This window comes from Paenibacillus sp. FSL H3-0469 (assembly GCF_038051945.1).
Taxonomy (GTDB): domain Bacteria; phylum Bacillota; class Bacilli; order Paenibacillales; family Paenibacillaceae; genus Paenibacillus_AQ.
This window is the reverse complement of sequence record NZ_CP150302.1, coordinates 572247-596476: the sequence shown is the minus strand read 5'-3', so window position 1 is coordinate 596476 and position 24230 is coordinate 572247. Positions and strand designations below refer to the sequence as shown.

At 52.8% G+C, this 24230-nt stretch carries 18 protein-coding genes; 3 read left to right on the top strand and 15 right to left on the bottom strand.

The genetic code is table 11. The features are described 5' to 3' along the window. Nucleotides 1-5: 5 nt before the first annotated feature. Nucleotides 6-557, bottom strand: coding sequence for a biotin transporter BioY (locus NSS83_RS02655; protein ID WP_341185878.1), 552 nt, complete (start codon nt 555-557; stop codon nt 6-8). A 250-nt stretch (nt 558-807) separates the two neighbouring features. Between NSS83_RS02655 and NSS83_RS02650 the strand changes: the two genes are divergently transcribed. The 3 genes from NSS83_RS02650 to NSS83_RS02640 all read left to right on the top strand — a co-directional run bounded on the left by NSS83_RS02650 (nt 808) and on the right by NSS83_RS02640 (nt 3745). Beyond that, the gene (locus tag NSS83_RS02650) at nt 808-1785 is read left to right on the top strand and encodes a biotin--[acetyl-CoA-carboxylase] ligase (RefSeq protein WP_341185879.1); all 978 of its coding nucleotides are present in this window, start codon (nt 808-810) and stop codon (nt 1783-1785) included. A gap of 139 nt (nt 1786-1924) precedes the next feature. Beyond that, nucleotides 1925-2584 carry a TetR/AcrR family transcriptional regulator gene (locus NSS83_RS02645; protein ID WP_341185880.1) on the top strand — a complete coding sequence of 220 codons (660 nt, stop codon included), beginning with the start codon at nt 1925-1927 and terminating at the stop codon, nt 2582-2584. A gap of 18 nt (nt 2585-2602) precedes the next feature. After that, nucleotides 2603-3745 (top strand): choline esterase, encoded by a 1143-nt coding sequence (locus tag NSS83_RS02640; RefSeq protein ID WP_341186808.1) that lies wholly within the window; start codon nt 2603-2605, stop codon nt 3743-3745. A gap of 180 nt (nt 3746-3925) precedes the next feature. Here NSS83_RS02640 and NSS83_RS02635 read toward each other — a convergent pair whose 3' ends face one another. From NSS83_RS02635 to NSS83_RS02570, 14 genes are all read right to left on the bottom strand, one after another. Continuing rightward, entirely contained in the window at nt 3926-5638 is a 1713-nt protein-coding gene (locus tag NSS83_RS02635) for a hypothetical protein (protein WP_341185881.1), read from the bottom strand. 20 nt (nt 5639-5658) lie between these two features. Beyond that, complete coding sequence (locus NSS83_RS02630; RefSeq protein WP_341347614.1) at nt 5659-8781, bottom strand: family 43 glycosylhydrolase; 3123 nt, start codon at nt 8779-8781, stop codon at nt 5659-5661. A gap of 866 nt (nt 8782-9647) precedes the next feature. Next, nucleotides 9648-11474, bottom strand: coding sequence for a sensor histidine kinase (locus NSS83_RS02625; protein ID WP_341185883.1), 1827 nt, complete (start codon nt 11472-11474; stop codon nt 9648-9650). After that, on the bottom strand, nt 11471-12937 hold the full coding sequence (locus NSS83_RS02620; RefSeq protein ID WP_341185884.1) for a response regulator: 1467 nt from the start codon (nt 12935-12937) through the stop codon (nt 11471-11473). Before NSS83_RS02620 ends, NSS83_RS02625 begins: the two co-directional genes overlap by 4 nt. A gap of 103 nt (nt 12938-13040) precedes the next feature. Continuing rightward, nucleotides 13041-14645 carry an extracellular solute-binding protein gene (locus tag NSS83_RS02615; RefSeq protein ID WP_341347613.1) on the bottom strand — a complete coding sequence of 535 codons (1605 nt, stop codon included), beginning with the start codon at nt 14643-14645 and terminating at the stop codon, nt 13041-13043. Nucleotides 14646-14760: 115 nt separating this feature from the next. Continuing rightward, a complete protein-coding gene (locus NSS83_RS02610; RefSeq protein WP_341185886.1) occupies nt 14761-15666 on the bottom strand; it encodes a carbohydrate ABC transporter permease in 906 nt (301 codons plus the stop codon). Continuing rightward, entirely contained in the window at nt 15660-16610 is a 951-nt protein-coding gene (locus NSS83_RS02605; protein WP_341185887.1) for an ABC transporter permease subunit, read from the bottom strand. Before NSS83_RS02605 ends, NSS83_RS02610 begins: the two co-directional genes overlap by 7 nt. Nucleotides 16611-16748: 138 nt before the next feature. Continuing rightward, on the bottom strand, nt 16749-16967 hold the full coding sequence (locus tag NSS83_RS02600) for a hypothetical protein (protein WP_341185888.1): 219 nt from the start codon (nt 16965-16967) through the stop codon (nt 16749-16751). 47 nt (nt 16968-17014) lie between these two features. Continuing rightward, nucleotides 17015-18193, bottom strand: coding sequence for a Ger(x)C family spore germination protein (locus NSS83_RS02595; protein WP_341185889.1), 1179 nt, complete (start codon nt 18191-18193; stop codon nt 17015-17017). Between the two features lie 18 nt (nt 18194-18211). Further along, nucleotides 18212-19315 carry an endospore germination permease gene (locus NSS83_RS02590; protein ID WP_341347612.1) on the bottom strand — a complete coding sequence of 368 codons (1104 nt, stop codon included), beginning with the start codon at nt 19313-19315 and terminating at the stop codon, nt 18212-18214. A 34-nt stretch (nt 19316-19349) separates the two neighbouring features. Further along, nucleotides 19350-20774 carry a spore germination protein gene (locus NSS83_RS02585; RefSeq protein ID WP_341185891.1) on the bottom strand — a complete coding sequence of 475 codons (1425 nt, stop codon included), beginning with the start codon at nt 20772-20774 and terminating at the stop codon, nt 19350-19352. A gap of 73 nt (nt 20775-20847) precedes the next feature. Beyond that, nucleotides 20848-21792 carry an NAD(P)/FAD-dependent oxidoreductase gene (locus NSS83_RS02580; RefSeq protein WP_341185892.1) on the bottom strand — a complete coding sequence of 315 codons (945 nt, stop codon included), beginning with the start codon at nt 21790-21792 and terminating at the stop codon, nt 20848-20850. Nucleotides 21793-22487: 695 nt separating this feature from the next. Further along, complete coding sequence (locus NSS83_RS02575; RefSeq protein ID WP_341347611.1) at nt 22488-23243, bottom strand: AIR synthase related protein; 756 nt, start codon at nt 23241-23243, stop codon at nt 22488-22490. A 27-nt stretch (nt 23244-23270) separates the two neighbouring features. Beyond that, nucleotides 23271-24134 (bottom strand): AraC family transcriptional regulator, encoded by an 864-nt coding sequence (locus tag NSS83_RS02570; protein WP_341185895.1) that lies wholly within the window; start codon nt 24132-24134, stop codon nt 23271-23273. Nucleotides 24135-24230: the final 96 nt, after the last annotated feature.

The window sequence follows — 24230 nt, the reverse complement described above, 5'->3', positions numbered from 1 at the left end:
GCTGTCTATCCCCTTCTCTTGTCTTCAAGCGGACTGAGCGCCCGGAGCTGCATGGTGATGACGGCGGCCAGCAGAGCCTTGATCAGATCTCCGGGCAGAAAAGCCGCAGACCCGGCAAGTCCGGTCCAGAGCGGAGTATGCGTGATCCAGGCCATGGTCGAAGCGCCGATCAGATTAACGAGCAGAACGCCAAAGATCAGATTAACAGCGAACAGCTTCCAGGCCCGGAGCTTCGGCCAGACCGCTTCAGCGAACCAGCCGATCAGTCCGGCCGCAAGCGGCCAGCTGAACAGATAGCCTGCTGTCGGTCCAACCAGGATAGCCAGCCCGCCGCGTCCGCCTGGTAATACCGGCAAGCCTAACGCAATGAGGATAAGGAAAATGATCAGGCTGAGCGCGCCTGTCCGCCAGCCCAGAAAACAGCCGGCCAGCATAACGCCAAGCGTCTGGGCAGTGACAGGTACAGGGATAATGCCGAGGGATACGGGCGGAATTAAGCCCAGCACCGCGATAAGCGCGGCGAATAAGGCCGCATAGACCAACTCTTTGATTCTCAATTCAATAACCTCCACGAGATAAGATACAGGAATTGGACGCCCTTCCGGTTAGGGAGTCCAGCCAACAAGCTGAATTATAGTGGAGGATGGTTCAATTGTAAACCATTAATTATTATTAGGTTCACAATAGAGGTGTGTAAGATGCACTAAAGAAATTAACGTAAAGTCTTAATTTTTCTAATGATCCTAAGCATGTTAATATACTTAAAGAGATGAGCTCGGAACGTTAGACTTGTGGAGGGTTATAGGCATGACAGTCAAAGAACATATCCTGGCCTTACTGGACAGCAATAAGGGTGAGTACTTCTCCGGCGAGGATATCGCCGGGCGGTTATCCGTGACGCGCAGCGCAGTCTGGAAGGCCATCAAAGCGCTGCAGAGCGACGGCTATTCCATTCAGGCCGTCACCAATAAGGGATACTCCCTCTCCCCCCAGACGGACATTTTGTCCGCCGCCGCAGTTGCCAAATATCTGGATGCCAGGGGGCAGAAGCTGCGGCTTGAAGTTTTCAAGAGCGTGGAATCCACGAACGAGCTGGTGAAGGTGCTGGCTTCCGGCGGAGAAGCGGAAGGCAAAGTCATTCTCTCGGAGGAGCAGACCGCCGGGCGGGGCCGGAAAGGCCGGCCTTTCTTTTCCCCAGCGGGGACGGGCATCTATATGAGCATCCTGCTGCGTCCCCGGCTGTCGGCGGCAGATGCAACGCTTCTGACTACCTCTGCTGCAGTTGCGGTCGCTCTGGCTATCGAGAGTGTGTCCGGCCTCAGCACGCAGATTAAATGGGTGAATGACGTATTCATGAACGGAAAAAAGGTATGCGGAATCCTCACCGAGGCTTCCCTGTCTCTGGAGAGCGAGTGGCTGGATTATGCTGTGCTCGGGATCGGGATCAATGTGACGCTGCCCCCGGGCGGCTTTCCCGCAGAACTGTCAGAGGTTGCAGCCCCGATCTATCAGGCAGGCAATCCCGAAGGGGATTTGCGGAACCGGCTTACAGCCGAAGTGCTGAACCGCTTCATGGGCTATTATGAGCAGCTTAAGGAACGGCTGTTCCTGCCCGATTACCGCCAGCGCATGATGTCCTTGGGTGAGACAATTATGGTTGTTAAGGAGCATCAAGAGCAACCGGCAACCGCCGTTGATATCGACAATGACTGCCGCCTGAAGGTCCGGTATCCGAATGGCGAAGAGGAATATCTGTCGAGCGGCGAGGTTCGTATTCTGCTCTAACGCCTCAAACCACAATTCGCAAGAGTTACTTGCGGGTTGTGGTTTTTTAATGCCGTTGTTTCGGCCCGGATATTTGACACGTGAATTGATTATCGATATAGTGTGAATGAGTTCACACTACGTATTAAAGGAGGAAGCGATGCCAAAAAATACGTTTTTTCGATTGGATGAAGCCAGACGCGAGGAAATATCAAATAGGGCTATGCAGCTTTTTGTGGATCATCTTTATGAGGATATATCGATGAAGATGGTTCTGGATAGCTTGTCTATGCACCCCGGAACCTTCTACCGGTATTTTGAAGACAAAGATGACCTGTATTGTCTCTTAATACGTAATGTGACCCGGAAAAAAGCTGCGTATTTTAATAACAGCACTGAAGATTCCCTATTCCGGTCTTTCCTTACCGGCTTATTCGGTAATGTGAATGGCACTGTGGCCGAGCCGCTGAATGCGCTGGAAATCAAGCTTACTGAGACTTTTTTACACATCCCCGAGGACATTTTGCTAAAAGTATATCTGACTGTACTAAAGGGCGAGTCCTTCCCCTTGATCAAGGACATTATACGGCGGCTGAGGGTGGACGGATATCTCCGGCCTGATATTGACGATGACCTGATTTCATTTATGTTTGAATCTATGCAGTTTAATTTAGTCATGTTTTATAGGGAATTCGGGATTAAGGATTCTCAGATGCAGCATAAGCTTAGCAAATACTTTGCTGACTTTATGGGTCATGGTCTGCTTGAAGATCATAAATATTCCGAGCTGGTTAGCGATATTAAAAAAGCAAAGGAGTAGAAGTGTATGAACAAGCATATGAAAACTTATGAGGTTTTTCCAGCACCTATTGGCAGCTATACTGTTGGCCGGACTCAGATGGATCTGGAGTATACGGCAGCGGATCATTCCACAAGAGAATTGACGGCGTTCGTCTACTATCCGTCTGATAGCAGCGAAGATAAGGCTACATCAGCATACATGTTTCCTGAAGTCTACGGGATGTTACAGGATCAGCCGCTGGTCACCGGGTATGTTACGAGCGATTTTTTCTCTATAGAGTTCAAGACCCGGTGTTACGACAACATTGCTCTATCCGGGAAGGAAAAGCGCTATCCGGTGTTATTCTATGTCTGCGGCGGGGGCGGTTCTCCGGAATGGGGGACGGTACTCTGTACGGACTTGGCCAGCTTGGGATACGTTGTGGTCAGCATCGGGCATCCGGATAGCACAATGTATAAGCGTAAAGACGGGCGTCTCTATAATGTATCCAAGGGTTTCTCGGAAGCCATCATAGCGTTGTCTGAAGATCCTGAGATGCAGGCGCTGGCAGGTACGATGGAACTGCACCCTGACGATGAAACTGCCGTTCAGATGTGCCGTAACGTGCTTGCACTCCCGGTAATTGACAAGGTAACTGAGTATAGTGAATTACAGGCAGAAGATGTACGTTTTGTAGCCGATTATCTGTACAAGCTGGACGCTGGAGAGCTGGATTCTATCTTTAAAGGCAGATTGCGTGTTGACACCGGCCTGGGCATCGTCGGACATTCGTATGGAGGGCTTACGACGGCGATGGTCTGCCGGGACGACGGCCGGTTCACCTGCGGGATTGGCTTAGACAGCGGTGCATTCGGTCTCCTCGACAGTGACCTTAAGACGCCCTTCCTGCTGCTGTATCGTGAACCCAACTACAACATGAATGCGGTCATTGGCGCTAACAATAGCAGAGAGACCTATTATTTCTCAGTTGATCGTGTGGCGCACTTAGATTACTGTGACATCGTTTTTACCGGTGTTAGTGAGGAACTCAGAGGCGAACGGGATGCGATGGAGATGCGAAATCTGGTTACAGACTATACGAAGACCTTTTTGGATCATTACCTCCGGCAGAAGGCGGCAAGTGTGGACAGTCTGGCATATGATGGCGTGGAGCTGATCAGGAAGACAAATAACAAGTAGGCGTATGGCTGCAATCTTCCCAGTATTGAAGGAATACCTCTTTAGCGGCTTAGTTCGTATTCTCTTCCAACGCGCAAACGAACCGCACCCCGCAAGCGATGCCTGCGGGGTGCGGTTTTTCAATTACGGCTTAGTTGTGGCATATATTTCACTTACCGGCTTATTGCTTCAGTGCTGAAGTTATTTGCTCCCCTGCGCCTGCTGGGTGGGACCGTAATTGGCCGCTCCGGTGAAGTGAACATCTTCCGGCGTGGGATACACTTTCGGGATGCGCAGATCCCGCTGATACAGCCGCAAGTGCTCTCCCCGGGGAGCGATATCCACGACATCACATCCTCGCCAGGAGACCTTGTATTCCTCGCCGCGCACCGTCTCCTTCACCACCACCGTCTCCAGCGGATGCGTAAGCTCTACCGTATCCCCTGCTCCAACACTGCGGATCACAAGCAGATTTCCTTCCCGTGCGGCTGCACATACGGCTCCATTTAACCTAACGGTGAGGTCCGTCCCCATCCAGTCATAGACCCGTACCGCAACATTACACGGCTGCTTGGCTGTAATGGACATATATCCCAGATCGGGATAGCTCATGGTGACGGCAGCCTCGTCCGTCTCCTTATCCACCGGCATGTTAACGAATACTGTGCCATTCTGGAATTCCACCGCCCGATTCCATATGATCTCCAGAGCTACCGGAGCCATGCCGACGCAGCAGCCCGCAATGGAGCGGAACTTGGATAACGACATGGAATTCACGAGCGAGCCTCCGGTGAAGCCCCCGATCATTCTTGTATCAATCTCCCTGTAGGTTATGCCTGCTTCGTCAGGCCGGGCGTTGTCTGTGACCACGTAGGAAGATACCTTTAGCTGATTTTCCACCAGCTGGTTCCGCGCATACAGGGTCATATCCTCCCAATATTCCTCATACCCGGCCAGAATCAGCTCATTTGCACATTCGATCATGTCCTTGATGCAGCAGGTTTCGCAATGCTCCTCATGCGGCGGATGCCACTGGGCATATTCCGGCACCCAACCGAAGGAGGAAGACAGGCTGCGGATATAATCATAGATTCCTTTGCCTGCGGTAATATACCGCTCCTTGCCAGTTACCCGGCCCAGACGTACCAGACCGGAAGCTACCCAGCCTGCGGAATGGACATGTCCGAAGAATTCCATCTTATAGTTGAAATAGCGTGAAGGTCCAAGCAGGTGGTTGGCGAGACCCGTTGCGAGATCAAGTGCCGCCTCATCTCCGGTAATCTCATATCTGCGCACCAGAGAATGAAGAACAATGGCATTGCGGATCGCCTGCTCCCCCCGCCCGGTATGCCTGGACAGATCGAAGCCGCCGTCCTTCAAATACACATCATTCGGGAATTCGTACAGAGGCTCCTGCTCCTCATAATCCCCCGACCAGAATGTTCGGACCGTCCGCCCGATCACCAGGGAGCGCATTCCCCTGACCAGCCCGGCCGCTCTGCTCTCCGCCTCCTCATCCCCGGGATCATTCTCCAGCATCCGGTTCAGCGCGGGAAGAATATAGCCCATCTCGTGAAAAGAGCTATGATTCGTATGCGTCCACGGATAAGGCTCATGAAAGCGCAGGCCGTGCTCCCCCCACGACTTCATCAGATGACGGTAAAAGGATTGCTGCACCGCAGCGCCTTCCCCCGTCTTTAGCATTTTGCGCACCGCATCTATAGCCTCATACCAGGAGCCAACCAGCTCCGCATCGTCCACCCGGCAGTGGGCAGCCTCAGCAGGCTTCTTATGCGGCAGTACAAGCCAATAGGGCAGATTATCTTCCTGCGCATCCACCATAGAGGTCAGATAACCCAGAACGAGCTTGGCATTCAGTAACGGCGTGAACTTTTCGTAAGCTTGACTTGCCATGTTGTCTATCCCTCCGCTGCTTAATCTCCGGTAACACTGACCTTGAAGTCGTCGAAATCGATAGACGCGTTCGCGTAGCCGTCAACGCCGAACAGCTGTCCGGTCAATGTGCTGCCGCCAGTATGGCGGAAGGCGAAATCTGTTGCAGCCGGAACGGTTTCATTGTTGATATAGACGCTGTAGGTCTTGGCGTCCCAGTTGGCGACCATTTTGATGGCATACCATGTGCCCAGCGTAAAGTCTCTCACCTTGACCTTGTTGGAGCCGCCATTTTGCACCAGGATTTTACCGGAATCAAACGCTGTCACCATTGAGTAGTTGCCGGTCCCGCTATCATTTCTTACCATTGCGCCGTTGGCATACTGGAAGTTGCTGTTTAACCGGACACGGTATTCGATGACGATGCGCTCATTCCCCTCAGCACTAACCTCCCCAAGATAAGGCAGGAAAAGGTTGGCTTTGCCTGATACCGCGGTCGTGGTTAGCCGCAGGAATTTATTACCTGCTTCCTCCTGAACCACAGCGGCGGCGCCATTCGTCAGATCCTGCGTTGTAATGCCATAAGGGTATTTGCCTGCCGTATCGCCGGAGAAATCACGGTATGCCTTATACGTTATACCGTTCTGTGTGGTATTCAGCGAATTCAGCAGGGCGGCTTCCGCATTAGCAAGTGCATTCAGCTCAGCATTAAACTGCGCCTGCGTCAATTCCGCATTGCCCGCCAACGCCTCTGCATGATCCACGGCGGCAACGAAGTCAGCATACTTGGCTGCGCTATAATTGCCTGCCCCGTTCCCAAGCGGATAGGAGTTATTAGCCAGCTTGCTGCGAAGCTGATTCACGATCTCATCCAGGCCATAGCCCGGCACAACCTCTACAGAAATCGTGGAAGAGAACTCCTCCCCGCCTATCTTGAGGGTCACAGGAATCTGAACCGTGCCAATGGTACTGAAGTCCAGCCCTGCCGTCTCGCTGTCAGTCACCTGGGCCTGAACGGTCTGGTTGTGGTAGACAGCATTCACAACGCCCGGAAGCGCGGGAACCACGCCTGAAGGTGTCTTCATAGTTGTAGTGACCTGAACGGCATCTGAAGCGGCAATGACCGTTATGCTGTAGGTGGCTTGCTTGCCCCCGGTTGAGGCTGTAATCAGAGCCGTACCCGGTTGAACAGCATTTACTGTATGGGTTGCCGGATCGATGGCCGCCACTCCCGGATTGCTGCTGGTGTACTGCGCACTCGCGGTTACATCCTGAACTTCATAATTGTTGTAAAGTGCTGTTGCCTGCAGCGGTGAGGAGGTCTGGCCGCTGATCAGCACAGGCTCCAGACCGCTGAGCGCCAAGGACTGCACTGTTTTCGGATCAGCTTTGACGTTAACTGCAGCGGTTGCGGTTTTGCCGTTATAGGAGGCGGTAATGGTTGCACTTCCTGCCCCGGCGGCCTTCACCTGATTCCCTGCTTGAATCACGGCTACATTCGTATCAGACGAGGTCAGGACCACGCCTGCCGTGACAGTAGAATAGGTAGTTCCAGTTACTGTATAGAGGGGCAGGCTGCGGGTCTCGTTAAGTCCCAGCGTATATCCGGGAGCCCCGAACAGCAGCTCCGAGGTATTCAGCCGAGATACATCCAGGCTGTCGATGTCCGCCAGATTGTTCCCCTTGAAGAAGCGGAGAACATTGTCTCCCTGCTGAAGATAGATTTTCGCCGTAGAGGCTCCCCAGCGGTTCGCGCCGGAATAGACGATATTCATCGACGCTCCGGGCCCGCCGTTGACCGACAGGATATGAGAGGCATCCCCCGCATTCGCTGAGCCGTTGCTGTTACGCACGGACAGCACATAGAAGCCCGCTTCCGGCACATTGACATTGAACTGGGCATAGTCGAAGGTGTTCGCGAGGTTGGTAATCTTCATCCCGCCGGAGGCGGAGCTTTCGCGCCGGACCGCTGGGGATGAAGCGCCAGCCGGATCTTTTACAAGCAGTGCTTGTTCGGCTTCATAACGAATTCGGGCCGGCTCGCCTGATGGGATTGCTATCGGACTGTTCGGATTCACAGGCTCTCCCAGGTTCGGCGTGTTGTCTGTGTTCCAGGAGAACTTCTGCGCGCGGACATTGCGGGTCCAGCCTGAGCCCGGCCAGCGGGCGGAGTGGTAGATGATCCAGTCCTCAGTACCGTCCGGTGAAGTCACGATACTGTGATGGCCCGGGCCATAGATACCGTTCGCGCTTGCGAAGATCGGCTGATTACGCTTGGTCCAGGAAGCGGGATTCATCAGATCGGCACTGGTGCCGGCTGTGATTAATCCGAGACTATAGCTGTCTGTCCAGCTTCCGTTGGCGGAGTACACCAGATTGATCTTGTTCCCCTTGATCGTAATCTGCGGGCCTTCATTAATCCGGCCGGGGGAGGTCTCCCAGTCATACTCCGGTGTGGACAGGAGCACGCGCTGCGAGCTGATCGTCCATGGATTGCTCATTCTGGCGATGTACAGATTCTGAAAGCTGCCATCGGTGTCCTCCCAGCCGGACCAGATGAAGTAGTGCTGGTCACCGATCGTCAGCACAGTGCCGTCAATCGCCCAGCGGTCCGTGGCATCGGTAATCTTGCCTTTGAAGGTCCAGCTTCCGCTCATCGGATCGGCACTGGCATTCTCCAGCACATACATCCGGTGGTTGGCGTTGGTTCCGTTATCGGCTGCGAAGTAAATATACCATTTGTACTGACCGTCCGTATCCTTGAGATAATGCATCTCCGGCGCCCACACATTGGAGCTGTACATGGTTCCTTTAACGGGCGACCAAGCCAGACTCCGTTCGCCTGCTTCAATGCCGGTAATAGTCTTCGATCTGCGGACCATCACTCCGCTGGCATTGACAAAGGTGTTGTAATAATAGCCGTCCGTGTGCTTGTATACCCAGGGATCGGCCCCGGTCTGCATGATGACATTGTAGAAATCCGTCACGTTCGTTCCTCCTTGTGCAGCCACTACCGGCTCCGGCATAATCGGCCCCGACTCTTCCGCCGCAGCGCCCCCTCCCAACTGAGGCAGCATGAGCAGGATCACGAGGCTGAGCAGCAGAGCTTTGACATTTGTTCTGGACCACTTCTGTTCTTTCCGGGCTGAATTAACCGCTTTCATTTTTTCATCTCCTTCTCGTTCGAATGGCAACTCGTCTGGCGTACTCATAATACCCTCCGAAGCGGCTTAAAAAAATGGAGGATCTTAAAATGTTTTTGTAACCGTTTTAGTTGTAAATACTTACAGCGTTGCGGCAAGCCAGGTCAGGTATCAAACAATTAGATACTTGGCGAACAAATAATTGGATAAACGCAGCTTAATTTCTCGGCTTCTGGCGATTGCAGGGGAACAAGTGGAAAAAGAGCAACTGCTGCTCACGGATTCAGGCACTTTAAGTAAATAGGGCTTGAATAAGTGTTGTTTATCCACCTGCTGCGCCCTGGCCGGACGTATCTCCATCAGCAGGTGGACTAAATCCAACTGTTCCCCCTTCCGCCTGTCCCAGAGGGAGAGCTCGCCAGATTCAGGTGCATTAGTGCTCTTCATTTCTGGATATTGCCTGCATTCGGCTAAATCAGGTGCACAAATACCCCTCATTCGCCCGAATATCTCATAACCGCCGAATTCAAGTGCACTAATGCACCTCATTAGCTCAATTAGCCATTATCCGCCGAATTCAGGTGCACTAATGCACCTCATTGCTCAATAGCTTTGAGCTCAACTCATCCCAGCTAACATCCACCTGAATCATCACACATCCCTTCCAACTTGAATCATCACTCTTACCTTCCGATCTTAATCATCCGTTGCCTCATTCCGCCAGAATCATCCAAAGGCCTTCTCCGTTACAGCGGCGGTGTGCGGCTAAGCCCTCCCTTACAGCCAAACAGGGCACCTCCCGCTAAATGGAGGTACCCTGTTCCACACTTGCTTGCTATTTCCCCATCCCGTAAATGCGCTGCTTACCTTCCCTACTTGTGTGTAATCTATTGTTCCGGGACCAGGCTGCCCGTCAGCTTCGGAATCTTCACGTTCACGGTTGTCCCATAGCCTAACCGGCTGTCAACGGTAAGTCCGTAGCTTTCTCCGAACAGATGGCGCAGCCGGTTATGAATATTCAGCAGCCCGATGCCCTGCGCCGATTGCCCGGTCAGGGCAAGCTCCTTAGGCTCCTGGCCAAGCTTGGCCTGAAGGGCAGCCAGCTCCTCTGGCTCCATTCCTCTGCCGGTATCCATAATACTGAAGCACACATCCCCGGACTCATCCACTCTCCCGGTAATCTGAAGGCTACCGCCCTGATCCATCCGCTCCAGCCCGTGATAGACCGAATTCTCCACGATGGGCTGGAGAATCATCTTGGGCGTCTGCAGCACAAGCAGGCTCTCCTCCACATCGAGTGACAAGGAGAATTTATTCTCGTAGCGGATCAGAATAATCTTCATGTATGCTTGAATGCAGTCCACCTCTTCCCGGATCTGCACAAGGTCATCCTTCTTGATGCTGTAGCGGAAGATCTTAGACATGCAGTACGTAATTTGCGCAATCTCCCGGCTTCCGTACTCCAGTCCGATGCTGCTGATACAATTTAGCGTATTATACAGGAAGTGGGGGTTAATCTGGCTCTGCAGGGCAGAGAACTCCGCCTGCTTCTGGCTCAGCTCGGATTCGTATAGTCTGGCCTGGGTATTGAACATCTCCCGGGTCATTTCGTCCATCTCATCCATCATCCGGTTAATATCCTGGGCAAGCAGGCCCACCTCGTTGGTGAACCGGACTTTGATCCGGAAGCCTCTGTCCCGCCCAGCCACCTTCTTCATATCCATGACCAGCCCCATCAGGGGGCGCATCAGATTGTGCATGAAGAAGCTGCCTGTAATAATCATACTCACAATAATACCAAGGCCCACGATAATGCTGACCTTGCGCATGGGGATCATATCGGCAGTCAGCTCCTGCACCGGAATTATACTGACCACCCGCCACCCGTCAGCCTGCTCCAGCCCCTTGACCTGAACGAGAACCTCCTTACCGCCGATCGTTGCTTTTACCCCGTTAAGCAATTGGTTCTTGTCCATAGACAGCACATCTTTGATCACATTGCCCCGCGCATAGGAATTGGTGGAGGCAACCACCTCATCCCGGTTATTCAGGATATACAGGGTGGAGTTCTGCGTTAATTCCGTGTTGGCCACCAGTCCCTGCATTTTGTCCATATTGACCATCACCATGCAGTAACCTGTAATCTGCGAGAAATGGACGCCCCCGATGGACTCCACAATGGGAGCAATATAGAAGAAGTGTTCTGTGCCTGTCCGGTCATCCCTCAGAATGGCGGTGAACTTCCCCTTCTGGCGAAGCGCGGGATCGTTCTTGTACGGGCGGATGAAGGTCTCATACAGGTTAATATAAAAAATATCGCCGCTTGCAGAATCCTCGCTGGAGAGGCGCCGTCCCTGGAGGTCATTGATCATGATGCCTTTCACATACGAATTGAAGGACCGCATATATTCCATGAGATCCAGTGCATAAGGAGCACTGTCGAACGCTCTTTTGTAGTCATCATCGGCGAGAGTGAATTCCTGGATCAGCTTGCTGTTGACCGCAAAGCCGGTGCTGACCCGGATATCATTGAACACCGAATCAATCTTGCGGCGGGTTTGCTCAATCATCTTATTGCTGTAGGTGACCGCCCGTTTCTGTGTCAGATTCGAGAAGCTGTAGAAGAAGTAGAACTCCATGACCATGAAGATCAGGATGGAACACACAATGAACAGCCATAGCTGATGCTTCAATTTCACCTTGCCGGTCTTCATGGCCTGCTGCTCCGTTCGGCTTCCCTTTTTCTGAATTTGGCGGGCGTCATCCCGCAGTGCTTCTTGAACACCTTATTGAAATAATAGTAATCTACATACCCGGACTGGATGGCAATGTTCTCAATGGACAGGTCTGTCTGCTTCAAAAGCGAGCGGGCTTTCCCGATCCTCAGCTCGGCTACATATTCAGAGAAGGTTTTGCCCAGGTTCTTCTTGAACAATTGACAGCAATACACCTGATTGATGAAGAACTGGACCGACAGCTCCTTCAGATACAGCTTCTGCTCATAATTCCGGTCGATATAGGCGATCATCCGGTTGAAGCAGGATAGAATATCCCCTTCCTGCAAAGCACGGCTATTCCCTTGCCGGAGCACTGTAAGAACGTCGTGCAGGAAGCAGCACAGCGACTCCAGGTCTTCGAACCGCTCCTTCAGCTCGGCATAATTCAGGAATTCCAGCTCCATGTCCCTGAGTTCTTCAGGATAGGCGCTGATCAGAAGTCCGACAGCCTGATTCCATAAGTAGACAACCTCGCTCATTCCCAGCTCATGAAGCCTGAAGTATTCCTGCAGGCCCAGGGTATAGGTCTCAATGCTGTTGAACTGATTACCATGTACAATAGTATGCAGCTCATCTATGCAGGGCTTCACCAGAGGAAGCTTGGGATTGTAGTGAACGGCGCCGGAAGCTTCATCCACGAATACCCGGGAGGCCGCGAGCTCCGCTTCCTTGATCAGCTTGCTGATCTGCTTGAGCCCGCTGCCGATGCTGCTGATCCCCACCACAGAAAACCCTGGATTGCCCGCGGCCGCAGGCCATTCAGCTGCAATTCCTTCCAGCTCACTCTTCTGCTCCGTTAATAGAACAGCCAGCAGCGTGCTCGCTCCGTTCTCTACCTCCAGCATATGAACCGGCTGCCCGTCCAGCTTCAGCAGTTCGCTGAGCTTCGGCCGCTCTGCCTCATAATGGACAGCAAGCACCTGGCAGCAGCCTGCACTCATGCCGGCAGGAAGACAGCGCCTGATCTCATCTTCATCTGCCGAGGTAAGCGCATCCAATAGAAGGTGATTGCGCGCCGCACTTCGCCGGGAGAAGTGCAGGGCGAGCTTCGCCAGGAACGAATCGGTCATATCCACATCCAGCGGCTTCAGGAAATAATCTAAGGCCCCGTAGCGCAGCGCTTCCTGGGCATATTCAAATTCCGCATACCCGCTTATAATGACGAATTCCGTGTCTATGCCCTTCGCTTTGGCCAGCTTCATCAGATCGAGCCCGGAAATCTCCGGCATCCGGATATCTGTGACCACCAGATCCGGCTCCTGCAAGGCGATGGCTTCCCACGCCTGGGAGGCACTTGTGAACTGTCCCGAAATTTCAAAGCCATACTGCTCCCAGTCAAAGGCGTTACTGATCCCTTTAATCGCCCACGACTCATCATCTACAATCATGACCTTGTACATGGGTCTCCTCCTGCGGCTGTGGATTCTTCTGATGTGATTAGGCCAAGAAAATGCGGATAAACCACGCAGATGAACAGCCAGTGGTTTATCCGTATTTCAGGTGTTATTTCTTATTCGCCGTGACTTCCCTGTAGTTCTTCACATTCTCATCCTGAACCGCTTTGCCGCCGGCATCCATGTATTCTTTCACCAGCTTCTCGTACAAGGCGTCGAACTCGGACTCCTTGGCTACGATCAGACGGTCAATCATTTGCTTGTTCATGTCGCCAAGCGTCTTGCCGTACTTGATATTAGCTTCGTTAGGAACCCCGTAATAGAAGGATGAATAGCCGTCTGTCGTGTTGATTTTGTAGGATTCCATCGCGAGGGACTCATATTGCTTATCCCCGGAGGCGAGGGCTGCGGCATAGGTTTTGACGTTCTTCTCGGTGTCGCCCAGCTCAGCGCCGTTAACAATCACGGTATAATCCATATTCAGATTACTTGTCATCATATTCTCGCCGGTCTGTGAAATCCCCTGCGGGATACCATCCTTCATCGTATGGTTAACGCCTTCTTCACCGAACTGCAGGAAGAACATCACTTCCGGGTCCGCCATCCAGTTCAGGTATTTGACCGCCAGCTCAGCATTCTTGCTGCTCTTAGGGATGAAGGAGAATATTCCATTCTCATTATATACCTCTTTGATGTATTTGCCTTCTGCATTTTTGAAGGTATCAATCGGAATATAGTTGGCGTCCGGCGCATTTTGCTTCAGCGGTTCACGGATTTTCTGGGTCATCGGATAATCCCAGTTGGCGGCATAGAAGCCTACCTTGCCGTTGGTGACATCGGCATCTGCTTGCTTGGTCGTTTTGTCCAGGGCAAAATCAGGGCTGATCAGCTTCTCATTATACAGCTTGTTCAGCCATTTGTATGCGTCTTTGTTGCCCGGCTTCAGCCAGTTAGGCATGGTGACGAATTCCTCCTCTGACATCTCGCCCCAGAAGGATTGAACCAGGTTGCCGAAGGTGTAGTTCATGCCTGCCGCCGCCGTTGCCCACGGAATGACGCCGTTCACGTTGCCAGGGTTCTTGTCGCGGAAGGCCACCAGCGTATTGTACAGCTCATCTCGGTTGGTTGGGAGCGGCATTCCCAGCTTGTCGAGCCAATCCTTACGGATGAACATCCCGTTCCAGGCGAGCAGGGTACGCTTACCCGGAATCGATACCTGCTTATCTTTATATTTGCCGTAAGCGAGAACGTTCTCCCCGAGATAAGCCTTCAGTTGCTGGCCGTGAGTATCCAGCAGCTCGTCGAGCGTGTAGAGACCGTCACTTTTGGCAAAACGGGTAACCAGCGTTCCGTCATAGGTGAACGAGATGTCTGGAGCCTGGCCCGCAGCCATTAATACGTTCAGCTTATCGACCTCTTGCGACCGGGGGACCGGTACATATTCCACAATGGCGTTATTCGGCTTGCCGAAATGCTCATTGACGTATTTGGTCCAGGTATTATTGTTCAGATCCGGCTGGCCCTGAACCCCTCTGTCGAACACCTCTACGGTCAGCTTGGCAGGAGGATCAGACGGGGACTTTGCTGCATTTGACGCTCCTGGCGCGGCTGGCTCTGTACTCTCTTTATCATTGCCGCCGCAGCCTGCTGCAACGCCGGCCAGCAGCACGGTGCTGCACAGAACAGCCGATACTTTCTTAATGCCTGTCTTCACGGTATACCACCCTTTCATCCCTTATCATGATAGTAATGAAGATTATAGCTTCCTTGCCCCGGCAGCTTCAACTTCCGCCGCTCCGGCCTCCCCCCTTCCGCAGAGTATACCCGCTTTAGCCCTTGATCGCGCCCGTCATGACACCGTCTACGAAATATTTCTGCAGCTTAGGGTAGATCAGCAGAATCGGAATGGTAGTGAACATGACGCTTGCCGCCTTCAGCGACTCCGGAACAATGAACGCGCCTGCGCCGCCCTCACCGCCCTGCTGGCTGTCCAGCTGCTGGTTGGCTGAGATGATCTGGTACAGCTTGAGCTGCATGGGATAAAGCTCTTTTTTGGTAATATAGAATAAGGCATCCTGGAATCCGTTCCACCGGTCTACCGCATAGAAGAGGCTTAAGGTGGCAATGGAAGGCAGTGAGAGCGGCAGCACAATGCGGAGAAGTATTCCCAGATCCGTACACCCGTCAATGGCGGCTGATTCCTCCAGACTCTCGGGAAGAGAGCTGAAGAAGGTTTTCAGGATAATCAGGTTGAATACACTCATTGCGCCCGGCAGCACCAGACTCCAGATCGTATCCATCATCCCCAGGTTCTTGATCAGGATGTAGGAAGGAATCAGACCGCCGCTGAAATACATGGTGAAGACGAGAGCGGATAGCAGGAAGTTTCTGCCCCATAGCCGCTTTTTCGTTAAAGGATACGCCGCACAGATCGTCAGGAACATACACACCACGGTGTAAAAAATCGTCAGGACAATACTATAGCCCAGCGTATACAGCATAGAGACATCGCTCAGAATCGTCTTATAGGTCTCGACGGTGAAGCCTACCGGCCACAAGCCTACCTTTTGCGCGATAATCGCTTCGTTGGAGCTGAAGGAAAGCGCTATCATGTATAGGAATGGAACGATGCAGGTAAACGATAAAGCTACAATAAATACTATAATGGCGATGTCCGCCACACTTGTTTTCCGGCCGATCCGTCTCGTTCTTATCGTGTCTGCCATTTTCACCATATCCCATCCTCACCTAATCTCTTCGCAACAAAGTTGGCACCGATCAGCAGGATCAGACCTACCACGGACTGGAACAGCCCGACGGCCGTAGCCTGGGAGAAGTCTCCCGAGCTGATCCCCACTCTGTACACGAAGGTACTGATGACATCGGAATATTCGCTGACCAGTGAATTCCCCATCACAAAGGGGCGGTCGAACCCGATCGAGACCATTCTGCCAATCTGGAGAATCAGCAGGATATTAATCGTGGATTTGATGCCGGGGAGGGTGATATGCCACATTTTACGGATTCTGCTGCAGCCGTCCATATCAGACGCTTCATACAGCTCCTTGTTGATACCGGTAATGGCCGCCAGATAAATGATCGTCCCCCAACCGATGTTCTGCCATACCCCCACCGTAATGTAAGTGATCAGCCACGGGACCCGCTGGGAGAGAAATTCAATCTTCTCCAGCCCCAGACTATCCAGGAAGTGATTGACCATCCCGCCGTTCGAGAACATCAGATAGACGATCCCGCCGATGATGACCCAGGACATGAAGTGCGGCAAATAGAGCACGGTCTGTGTCACTTTTTTGAATTTGGCCATCCGGACCTCGTTAAGCAGAATCGCCAGGATAATCGGGGCCGGGAAGCCTGCCACCAGATCCAGCACGTTCAGGACCAGCGTATTTTTAAGGGCACGGTAGAAGCTGTCCTGCTCAAAAATAAACCGGAACACATCCAGTCCGACCCATTCGCTTCCACTCGTCCCCTGAAAAATATTGTAATCCTGAAAGGCCATCACCAAGCCATAGATTGGAGCATATTTAAAAATAGCAATGTACAGGAGTGGCAGCAGCAAAAGGATATAAAGTATCGCATCTCTCCTGATCCTGAGCCAAAAGGTGTGTTTGCGTGCTAATCCGATTTGGTCTTGCTGACTGTTTAAAACCGCTTTCATTTCTACCATCCCTTCGGCTGTATTAAGGAGCTCTCCTGTTTTTCATTATAGCTGCGCCCGGGAATAAGAAAATGTAATCGCTTAAATGAATTTGGTAATAACTTAAAAGACAGCCCCGTGAAGGAGCTGCCTTAAGCTTCATTTCATGATCAGATCGATCTGGCCGAACAACAGCTTCACCATCTCGGTGGGACCCGGCAATCCTGGTTGAAATAAAAGAAGAATGGTAAGCCCCGCCGTAGCAAGGGTGATGCCTGCGATAACCTTTCTGGTTTTCTTATCCTTACTGCCCCGGAATTCAATAATGATAATTGAAGCGGACAGCAGCAGAATGCCCAGGATCATTACCAGTTTCATGTTTCCCACATCCTTTTATGGTTGCTGGAATTAAGGCGCAGCCTCTGTCAGTCAGCCGATTGCTCCGGGATGCCCTGAGGGCCGGTTGATCTTCCGTTACCAGTAATACTTGTCTTGGCGGAGACATCCACCTGTAACTGGGGGTACATTGCCTCCCATTGCTCCTTTTTCGCCTTCCACTCCTGCGGGTAATGTCTGCGGAAGGTATCGGCGAACCGGAAGAAATCGGTTTTCTGCTCTTGCTGAGACATTTGGAGAGCTTGCCGGGCGAGCTCCTTCAGTTTGTCTTCCCACGCCTGATTCAGCTCAATCATCTTCGCCGGATCGGTCAGATTGGCATCGGTTGTATTCATGACCACCTCGCCCTTGGCCACAATCCGTATCTTCATCAACCATTCCCGGTTCACAATTCTCGGGGTTAGAGTAGTGGTTATACTCTTAGGCTGAATCGAGAAGGTGCCCTTCTGCTGATCCAGCTTAACCGGTATTATAATGTTATTCAGTTCATTAATCATCAGCAGCACCCCAAGGCTGACCGGTTCTTTCACAGTGAGTGCATAGCGGCCATGTTTATACAGGCTTATTCCTTTGAGGAAGGGTGTAGTCGCATTAGGACCGTCATTCGGTTCTGGAGGAGCAATCAGAATACGGGTTAAAACAGCCGAGCCGCTGGCACCTTGAATGGATTGGGACAATTCCAGCAGCGTCACGCGTGTGCCCAGGTTCATATTCGCCATTTCCCGGAGGGATTCGGAGGTGCTCCGCTCCAGCGGGTCCAGCAAGGCAAGAATATCCTTGGCAGATTCCTGGCTGGAGAAGACATATGCATGCTCACGGAATTGCGGATAACGCAGGAGAAAGTCGATATACTCGCGCAGCCCCTGCTTTCCTGCCTCTTCACTGATTACAATGACCTCACACTGGCCCCAGAACATATGCCGGGCCACCTTCCGTTGCAGCCGGTTCAAGGCTTCCGCAATGTTATCCCCTTCAGCGGTGCGGATCATAGTGACCCCCCTTGCGCCTTCGCCGGCTCCGCCGCTCTCCGAGCCTCCCCCTCCTTTGCGCGGAATGAAGATCTGGGCCGTCAACTGCGCCTGACCATCCTTATAATCCACGCCGGTTGCCAGTACGATCGCCAGGTCATTGATCTCCGTCCGGTCCCAGCAGCCGGTCAGCAGTACACTGCTTAGCAGCAGCATGATTAAGGTCCTGCAGCCCCGCATAGCCCTCCCTCCTTATCTTCATCCTTTGTTCTGCCGCTTCAGCCCCCTCTTCAGCAGGGCCAGTCCATAGACTGCGGCAGGAAGCCCGACCAGGAACAGCATGGTATATATATTCGCTGAAGCACTCACCAGCGCAGCGACCCCTGAGGCACCGGACACTACCCAATACGAGAACACAATACTTAAGAAAGCCAGCGGAATCACCAGCGGTTTATAATCGTCCAGTCCGAACCATTCTGCGGCCGAAGCGGCGAAGATGTAGAGAAAGACAGAGATTTTGACAAAAATCCCGAAGATCCAGATCGCAATGATCAGAGCCTCGATATGCTGCAGGAAATCGGCAATGGTAATGTAACGGGCAGCAATCATCACCGGATAAGCAAAGCTGTCCGTCAAATCCCCCATCAGCAGCAAGCAGAACAAATTGGTAAGACTCATCGCCGCAGTTGTGACCACAAGTGAGACAAGCATTGTCCGGGTAAGGTGTTTCTTACTGTTGACATAGGGCAGCAGAAAGGCCAGCACAATATATTCACTGAACCATGCAGACGGAGCCACAGCGCCTTTGACAATGGGCACGAATCCGTTCTCCATGAACGGAAGCAGCTCCGCAGGCCGTAGCTCCCCGGTCAGAAGGACAAAGATTAGGCAGAGCATCACCACCAGCAGTGTAACGAACACCTGCGCGGTTCGGCTGACCACCTCAATCCCCAGCCTGACATTGATCGCACAGACGATAACCATGGAGCTTATAATAACAAGCAGCGGAGTCTTAGGAAGCGCATTATTCAGAATAAACTCGCCATACTCCAGGATAATCAGACCGTTCAGATGGGGGAGATAGAGCAGAAAACCCAGCCCGATGAGCTTGCCCGGCAGCCACCCGGCGATTAACAGACTGGACTGCATAATGGTCTTTCCGGGATAAAGCCGGTTAAGTCCAAGCGAGATCCCAATGACCGTTACTCCAACCAGCGAGCCCAGGATGGGCGATAGCCACATATCATGTCCCGCATAATGCATGGTGATCCCGGGGACAGACAGAATAGCTGTAGCGAGAATGGACGGAAAGACCAGGAAGGCCAACTGGGTAACCGATATTTTCCCTTTGTCAGTCAACATAAGTATCCTCTTCTCTGGTGAAGTCCGGTTGCCGTCATTTGCTCCGCGGCTGGGAGATCCACAATACATCCTTCAAGCCCTTGCTGAACGTCGGAGCTGCCGGTGACAGATAGGGCCTGCCGAACGAACGCAGACTGCTGAGATGAATGACCACCAGGATGATGCCCAGCATAACGCCGATCAGCCCCAGCGTGCCTGCCAGAACCATCATGGGGAAGCGCAGCAGCCGGGTCGCGATACTGGCTGAATAACGCGGAACCATGAAGGAAGCGATGCCCGTAATCGCCACGATAATAATCATTGGCGCAGAGACAATTCCCGCAGTGGTAGCAGCTTGGCCTATAATTAGCGCGCCCACGATGCTGACAGCAGAACCAATCTGCTTAGGCAGCCGGACGCCGGCCTCCCGCAGCGCCTCGAAGGCGATCTCCATAATAAGGGCTTCCACCAGGGCCGGAAAAGGGATCTCTTCTCTCGCCCGCGCGATACTCAGCAGCAGCACGGTGGGGATCATCTCCTGATGGAAGGTAGTGATGGCTACATAAGCTGAGGGGAGCAGGAGCGATAAGGCATAGAAGATATATCTGAGCCAGCGGACAAAAATACTCATGTAAATGTTCTCGTAGTAATCTTCAGGGGATTGCAGCATGGAGAACATGTTAACCGGGGCAATCAGACTGAAGGGAGTCCCGTCAATTAAGAGTGCAAACCGGCCCTCCAGCAGATTGGAGACCACCACATCCGGGCGCTCGGTGGCAATCATCTGCGGAAACGGCGAAAAGGGCTGGTCAATGATGCCCTGCTCGATATACTGGCTCTCCAGCACATCTTTGATATTCAGGCGGCTCAGCCGTTTATTGACTTCATTGACCAGTTCCGGCTGAATAATGCCTTCTACATAGGCAAGGATCACATTCGTGTGGCTGTACTCCCCGATTTTCTTGGTGTGCAGCTTGAGCGAAGGCGTCTTCAGCCGCATACGCAGCAGAGACTGATTCGAGGCGAGGGTTTCGGTAAATCCGTCACGGGCTCCGCGTACAGTGGACTCTGCTGCCGGTTCTTCCGGGGTCCGTGTAGGCACCTTATATAGCGGATAACCTGTACCTGAAGCCTGTCCTTCCAGCAGCAGCACAGCTTCGCCGTCCAGAACAGCTTCAATGGCCTGCTCTGCTGTCTCGATCCGGTTAATCGAGGAGACCGGAAGCTGGGCAGGTAACGCTTCTGCCGGTTCAATCTCCAGACCGGCCTGCTCCAGCGGAGCCAGCACCTGCTGCTCCAGCCGCTCAGTATTACAGAGTCCGGAACAGTAGACACAGAGTGCGGAAGTACGATTAATGGTCTGAAACGAATGGAACACAATATCATCACAGCCCGCAAAAGCATCGCGCAGGACCTGCTCGTTCTCTGCCAACCGCCGAGTTAACAGGATATGCTGTTCCTTATCCGTTGCTGCATTCATGTGTACTCCCCCCTGCTCTATGCCTTGAATTCCAGTTTCATAGTAATGTTATCCTGTGCTATTGGGGGAAAAATTATGCAAGCCCGGCCTTCCAGGCTGCCCGGTTCAGCTCACCGTTCAGTGCAGCAGCGGCCAGTGCCCCTGATGCGGCAGCGGCAATAGACTGATGCATCATGGTAGCGGCATCTCCGGCGGCGTAGATCCCGGGCACGCTGGTCTGAGCGAACTCGTTAACTTCAAGGACGCCCATCTCGGTTATCCGGCAGCCCAGGGACTCTGGCAGATCCGTTCCCGGAGCCAGCTCGGGCTTGAAGAAGATGCCGGTACACGGAATCTCTGTTCCATCCTTAAGCTTCACATGGTTAACCATGCCCTCACTGGAAGAAATCTCGCGAATCGGAGCATCGAATAACGGGATATCATGAGTGCGCAATTCTTCGCGTTCCGCTTCTGTGAGCTCATCAGGGCCATTCGTGCAGACCGCGAACTGCTTCGTCCAACCGTATAACAGCGGCGCCAGATGCATGAGTGCAGCCCCCCTGCTGATGACAACCAGGGGCTGATCTCTTAATTCCCAGCCATCGCAGTACGGGCAGACAAAGGCGCTTTTCCCATAGACCTCGGCAAGCCCCGGAATGTCCAGCCTGCGGTCCTTCATGCCTGCGGCAAACAGCAGCTTCTTGCTGGTGATCTTAAGCCCTGAAGCTGTCTGCAGCAGGAAGGCCCCGTCCTCCCCGGTAATGGACACAACTGTATCTTCAACGTGTGAGACAGACGGATAAGCCCCAAGCTGTTCTATGGCAATCCGCCGGAGTTCAAACGGAGCAATTCCGTCCCGGGTCAGGAAACCATGCGCCTCCCGGGTGACCGCATTACGCGGACGCCCGGCATCAATAACCATCGTCTGTTTGCGTGCCCGGCCCAGCATCAGCGCAGCATTAAGCCCGGCAGGCCCTCCTCCGATAATGACTACATCCGCAACTTCATTTGCGGCATCGATATTCTCCAGGTTCTTCATTTGTAATTCCTCCTTGTGTATGGTGGGTGTTGGGGGGAGATGTATGACAGCGGGCAGTTTTCGCGGATATTAGAGACTTCTGTAGTCTGTAATTATCTCAAAAAATTAGACACGCATCACCATCGCTCACATGTGTCGCAGATCTATATTGCACATTCTGTAATGCACATCTGCATCATCCAATCTGTAACGCTAATCTGTGATGCACATCTGCATCACGCAATCTGGATTGCCTTGATTAAGGACAATACGTGTCTATAATAACTTCAAATTTTAATGATGTCAATTCCTGCGCTTTGTGGCTTATGCTGATTGAACACTTAATAGAAGAATTGTACATCCAGCTCACACCACCCCGCAGTCTGCAAGGGGCTGGCAGTGAAGGTTGCGCTTGGATAGAGGATGAAACTGAGATATGTACGTTTGCTGGAGCGCATTTAGTTGGATTTTCTCCACTTGCTGAGGAACGTATGGGCCACGCTGGAGAACCAATTGGAAAAACGGCACTTAAATACTTACACGTTACCCCAAACGGCCCAATCCGTGAGCAGCAGTTGCTGTTTTTCCACTTGTTTCAGGACATTCCTCGGAAAGCGGGAAATTAAGATACGTTTATCCATTTATTTGCCGGCAAGGCAGAGGTGGCTTAATCAAAGCCGCCTTGTTCGCACCGGTATTCACCTTCCGCAGGCCGGTCAATCCTGCAAATAACCGATAATCTCCATTTTGCCGCCTATTCTGGACTGAAGTTCTCTAATCCTACGTTCCTCTGCCGCAAAAATCACCGCTGTCGCCGGCCCCCCGGATGCCTGTAGCTTATCTGCTATTCCAGGCACCGGCCGGAAGCCGCTGCCGTTCAGCTCCGCGAGCAGCTCCGCCTCATACCCTGCTCCCTTAGAGCCGACCGGGTGAATATCATGGACCTCCGGCGCAGCTGCGAGCAGCTGAAGCTGCCGGATGGTACACAAGCTTGCTTCCTGCTCCAGAACAGAGTTTCCGACCAGCGGTTCGCCCAGCATCACGATACAGTCTCCGCCCTGTGAACGCCCCACCTTCAACTGCGTCTCATCCGCTTCCCCGATTACAGTGATTCCTATACCTGTCTGGCAGGTCACAAAATTATCCTCGGTGCTGCCGTTCACATGGGCGGCAGTTAATCCGGCTTCCGCAAGCAGCTTGTGAATGCCCCGGATAATCTCATTCCCTGTAGGCTCCTTCTCTACCGCCAGGGTATCGATGACCGTTAAGATCTCCGCCCCCACAGAGAGCACCTCCATTACTGCAACTCTGGCAGCATAATATCCTGCAACAGCAGGTGGGGTCTGCACCGCATCCATCGGCTTATTCCCGATGCTGGCGCTGGAATCACAGCCGATAACCAGCAAGCGGCCCTCTCCTCTGCGCACCAATGTGAGATCGCGGATTCTTTGTACTTGCGGCTTCATCATCATTTTTTCTCCCTCTTGGTTGGTCTCATACTAATTTCCGTTTCTAAGTCCGGCCCGGTATTCACTCGGCGGCATCCCCGCAACTTTGCGGAATTGCTTGGAGAAATACAGGGCATCATTAAAGCCGACCGAGGAGGCCACCTGTTCGATGGTCAGCGTGCTTGCGAGCAGCTCTTTGGCCTTGTCCATCCTCACTTTGAGCAGATATTGCTTCGGTGACATTCCGGTCCGCTGCTTGAAGGCCTTAGACAGATGAACCCTGTGATAGCCGAGCGAAGACGCGATGTGATCAATGCTGAGCTGCTGGTGGAATTGCAGCGTAATCCAGCGGATCGCCTGGTCAATCTGCCGGTCTATCATCTCGGGCATTTCGGTCGGGTGCGGCGGCAATTCGCCCAGATTGTCCCGCCCGATCCGGTGAAGAAGCAGCCGCACCCAGCCGGAAGCTTCCAGGCTCTCCAGCCTTGGATATGCGGATTGCTTGAAAGATTGCCGGATACCGGTATAAAGGTGATGCAGCTCCGGGACCATATCCGAACGTGCGAAGGGCCGCTCCCTTGTAATGCCGACCGCCCGGAGCTGATCCAGCACGCCGATGCCCTGCAAGGCGACCCACGCATAATGCCACGGGATGTCCGTATCCGCCTTATAGCTGAATAACATTCCGGGAATTATCACGAAAGTGTCTCCTGCGTTGCACTCCGCCGAGAATGTGTCGCTCTCGAACCGTCCCCGGCCCTCCAGAACGGTATGGATCAGGTAAAAATCATGTACAGACGGCCCGACAGTGTGGCCGGGATGCGGCTTCCCTTCCCCGCTGAAAAGCACGGACAGCTCCTGCTCCTCCGGCTTCAGGTTGATGCCCAGGGTGAATTCATAATGCTCCGGGTCCATGCAACATTCCTCCATATGTATCTTGTCTTTCTCCATAGCCCGCGCAGCGGTTCTATTCTATAGTGATTATAGTAGAAATTAGCGTAAAAAGCTTCT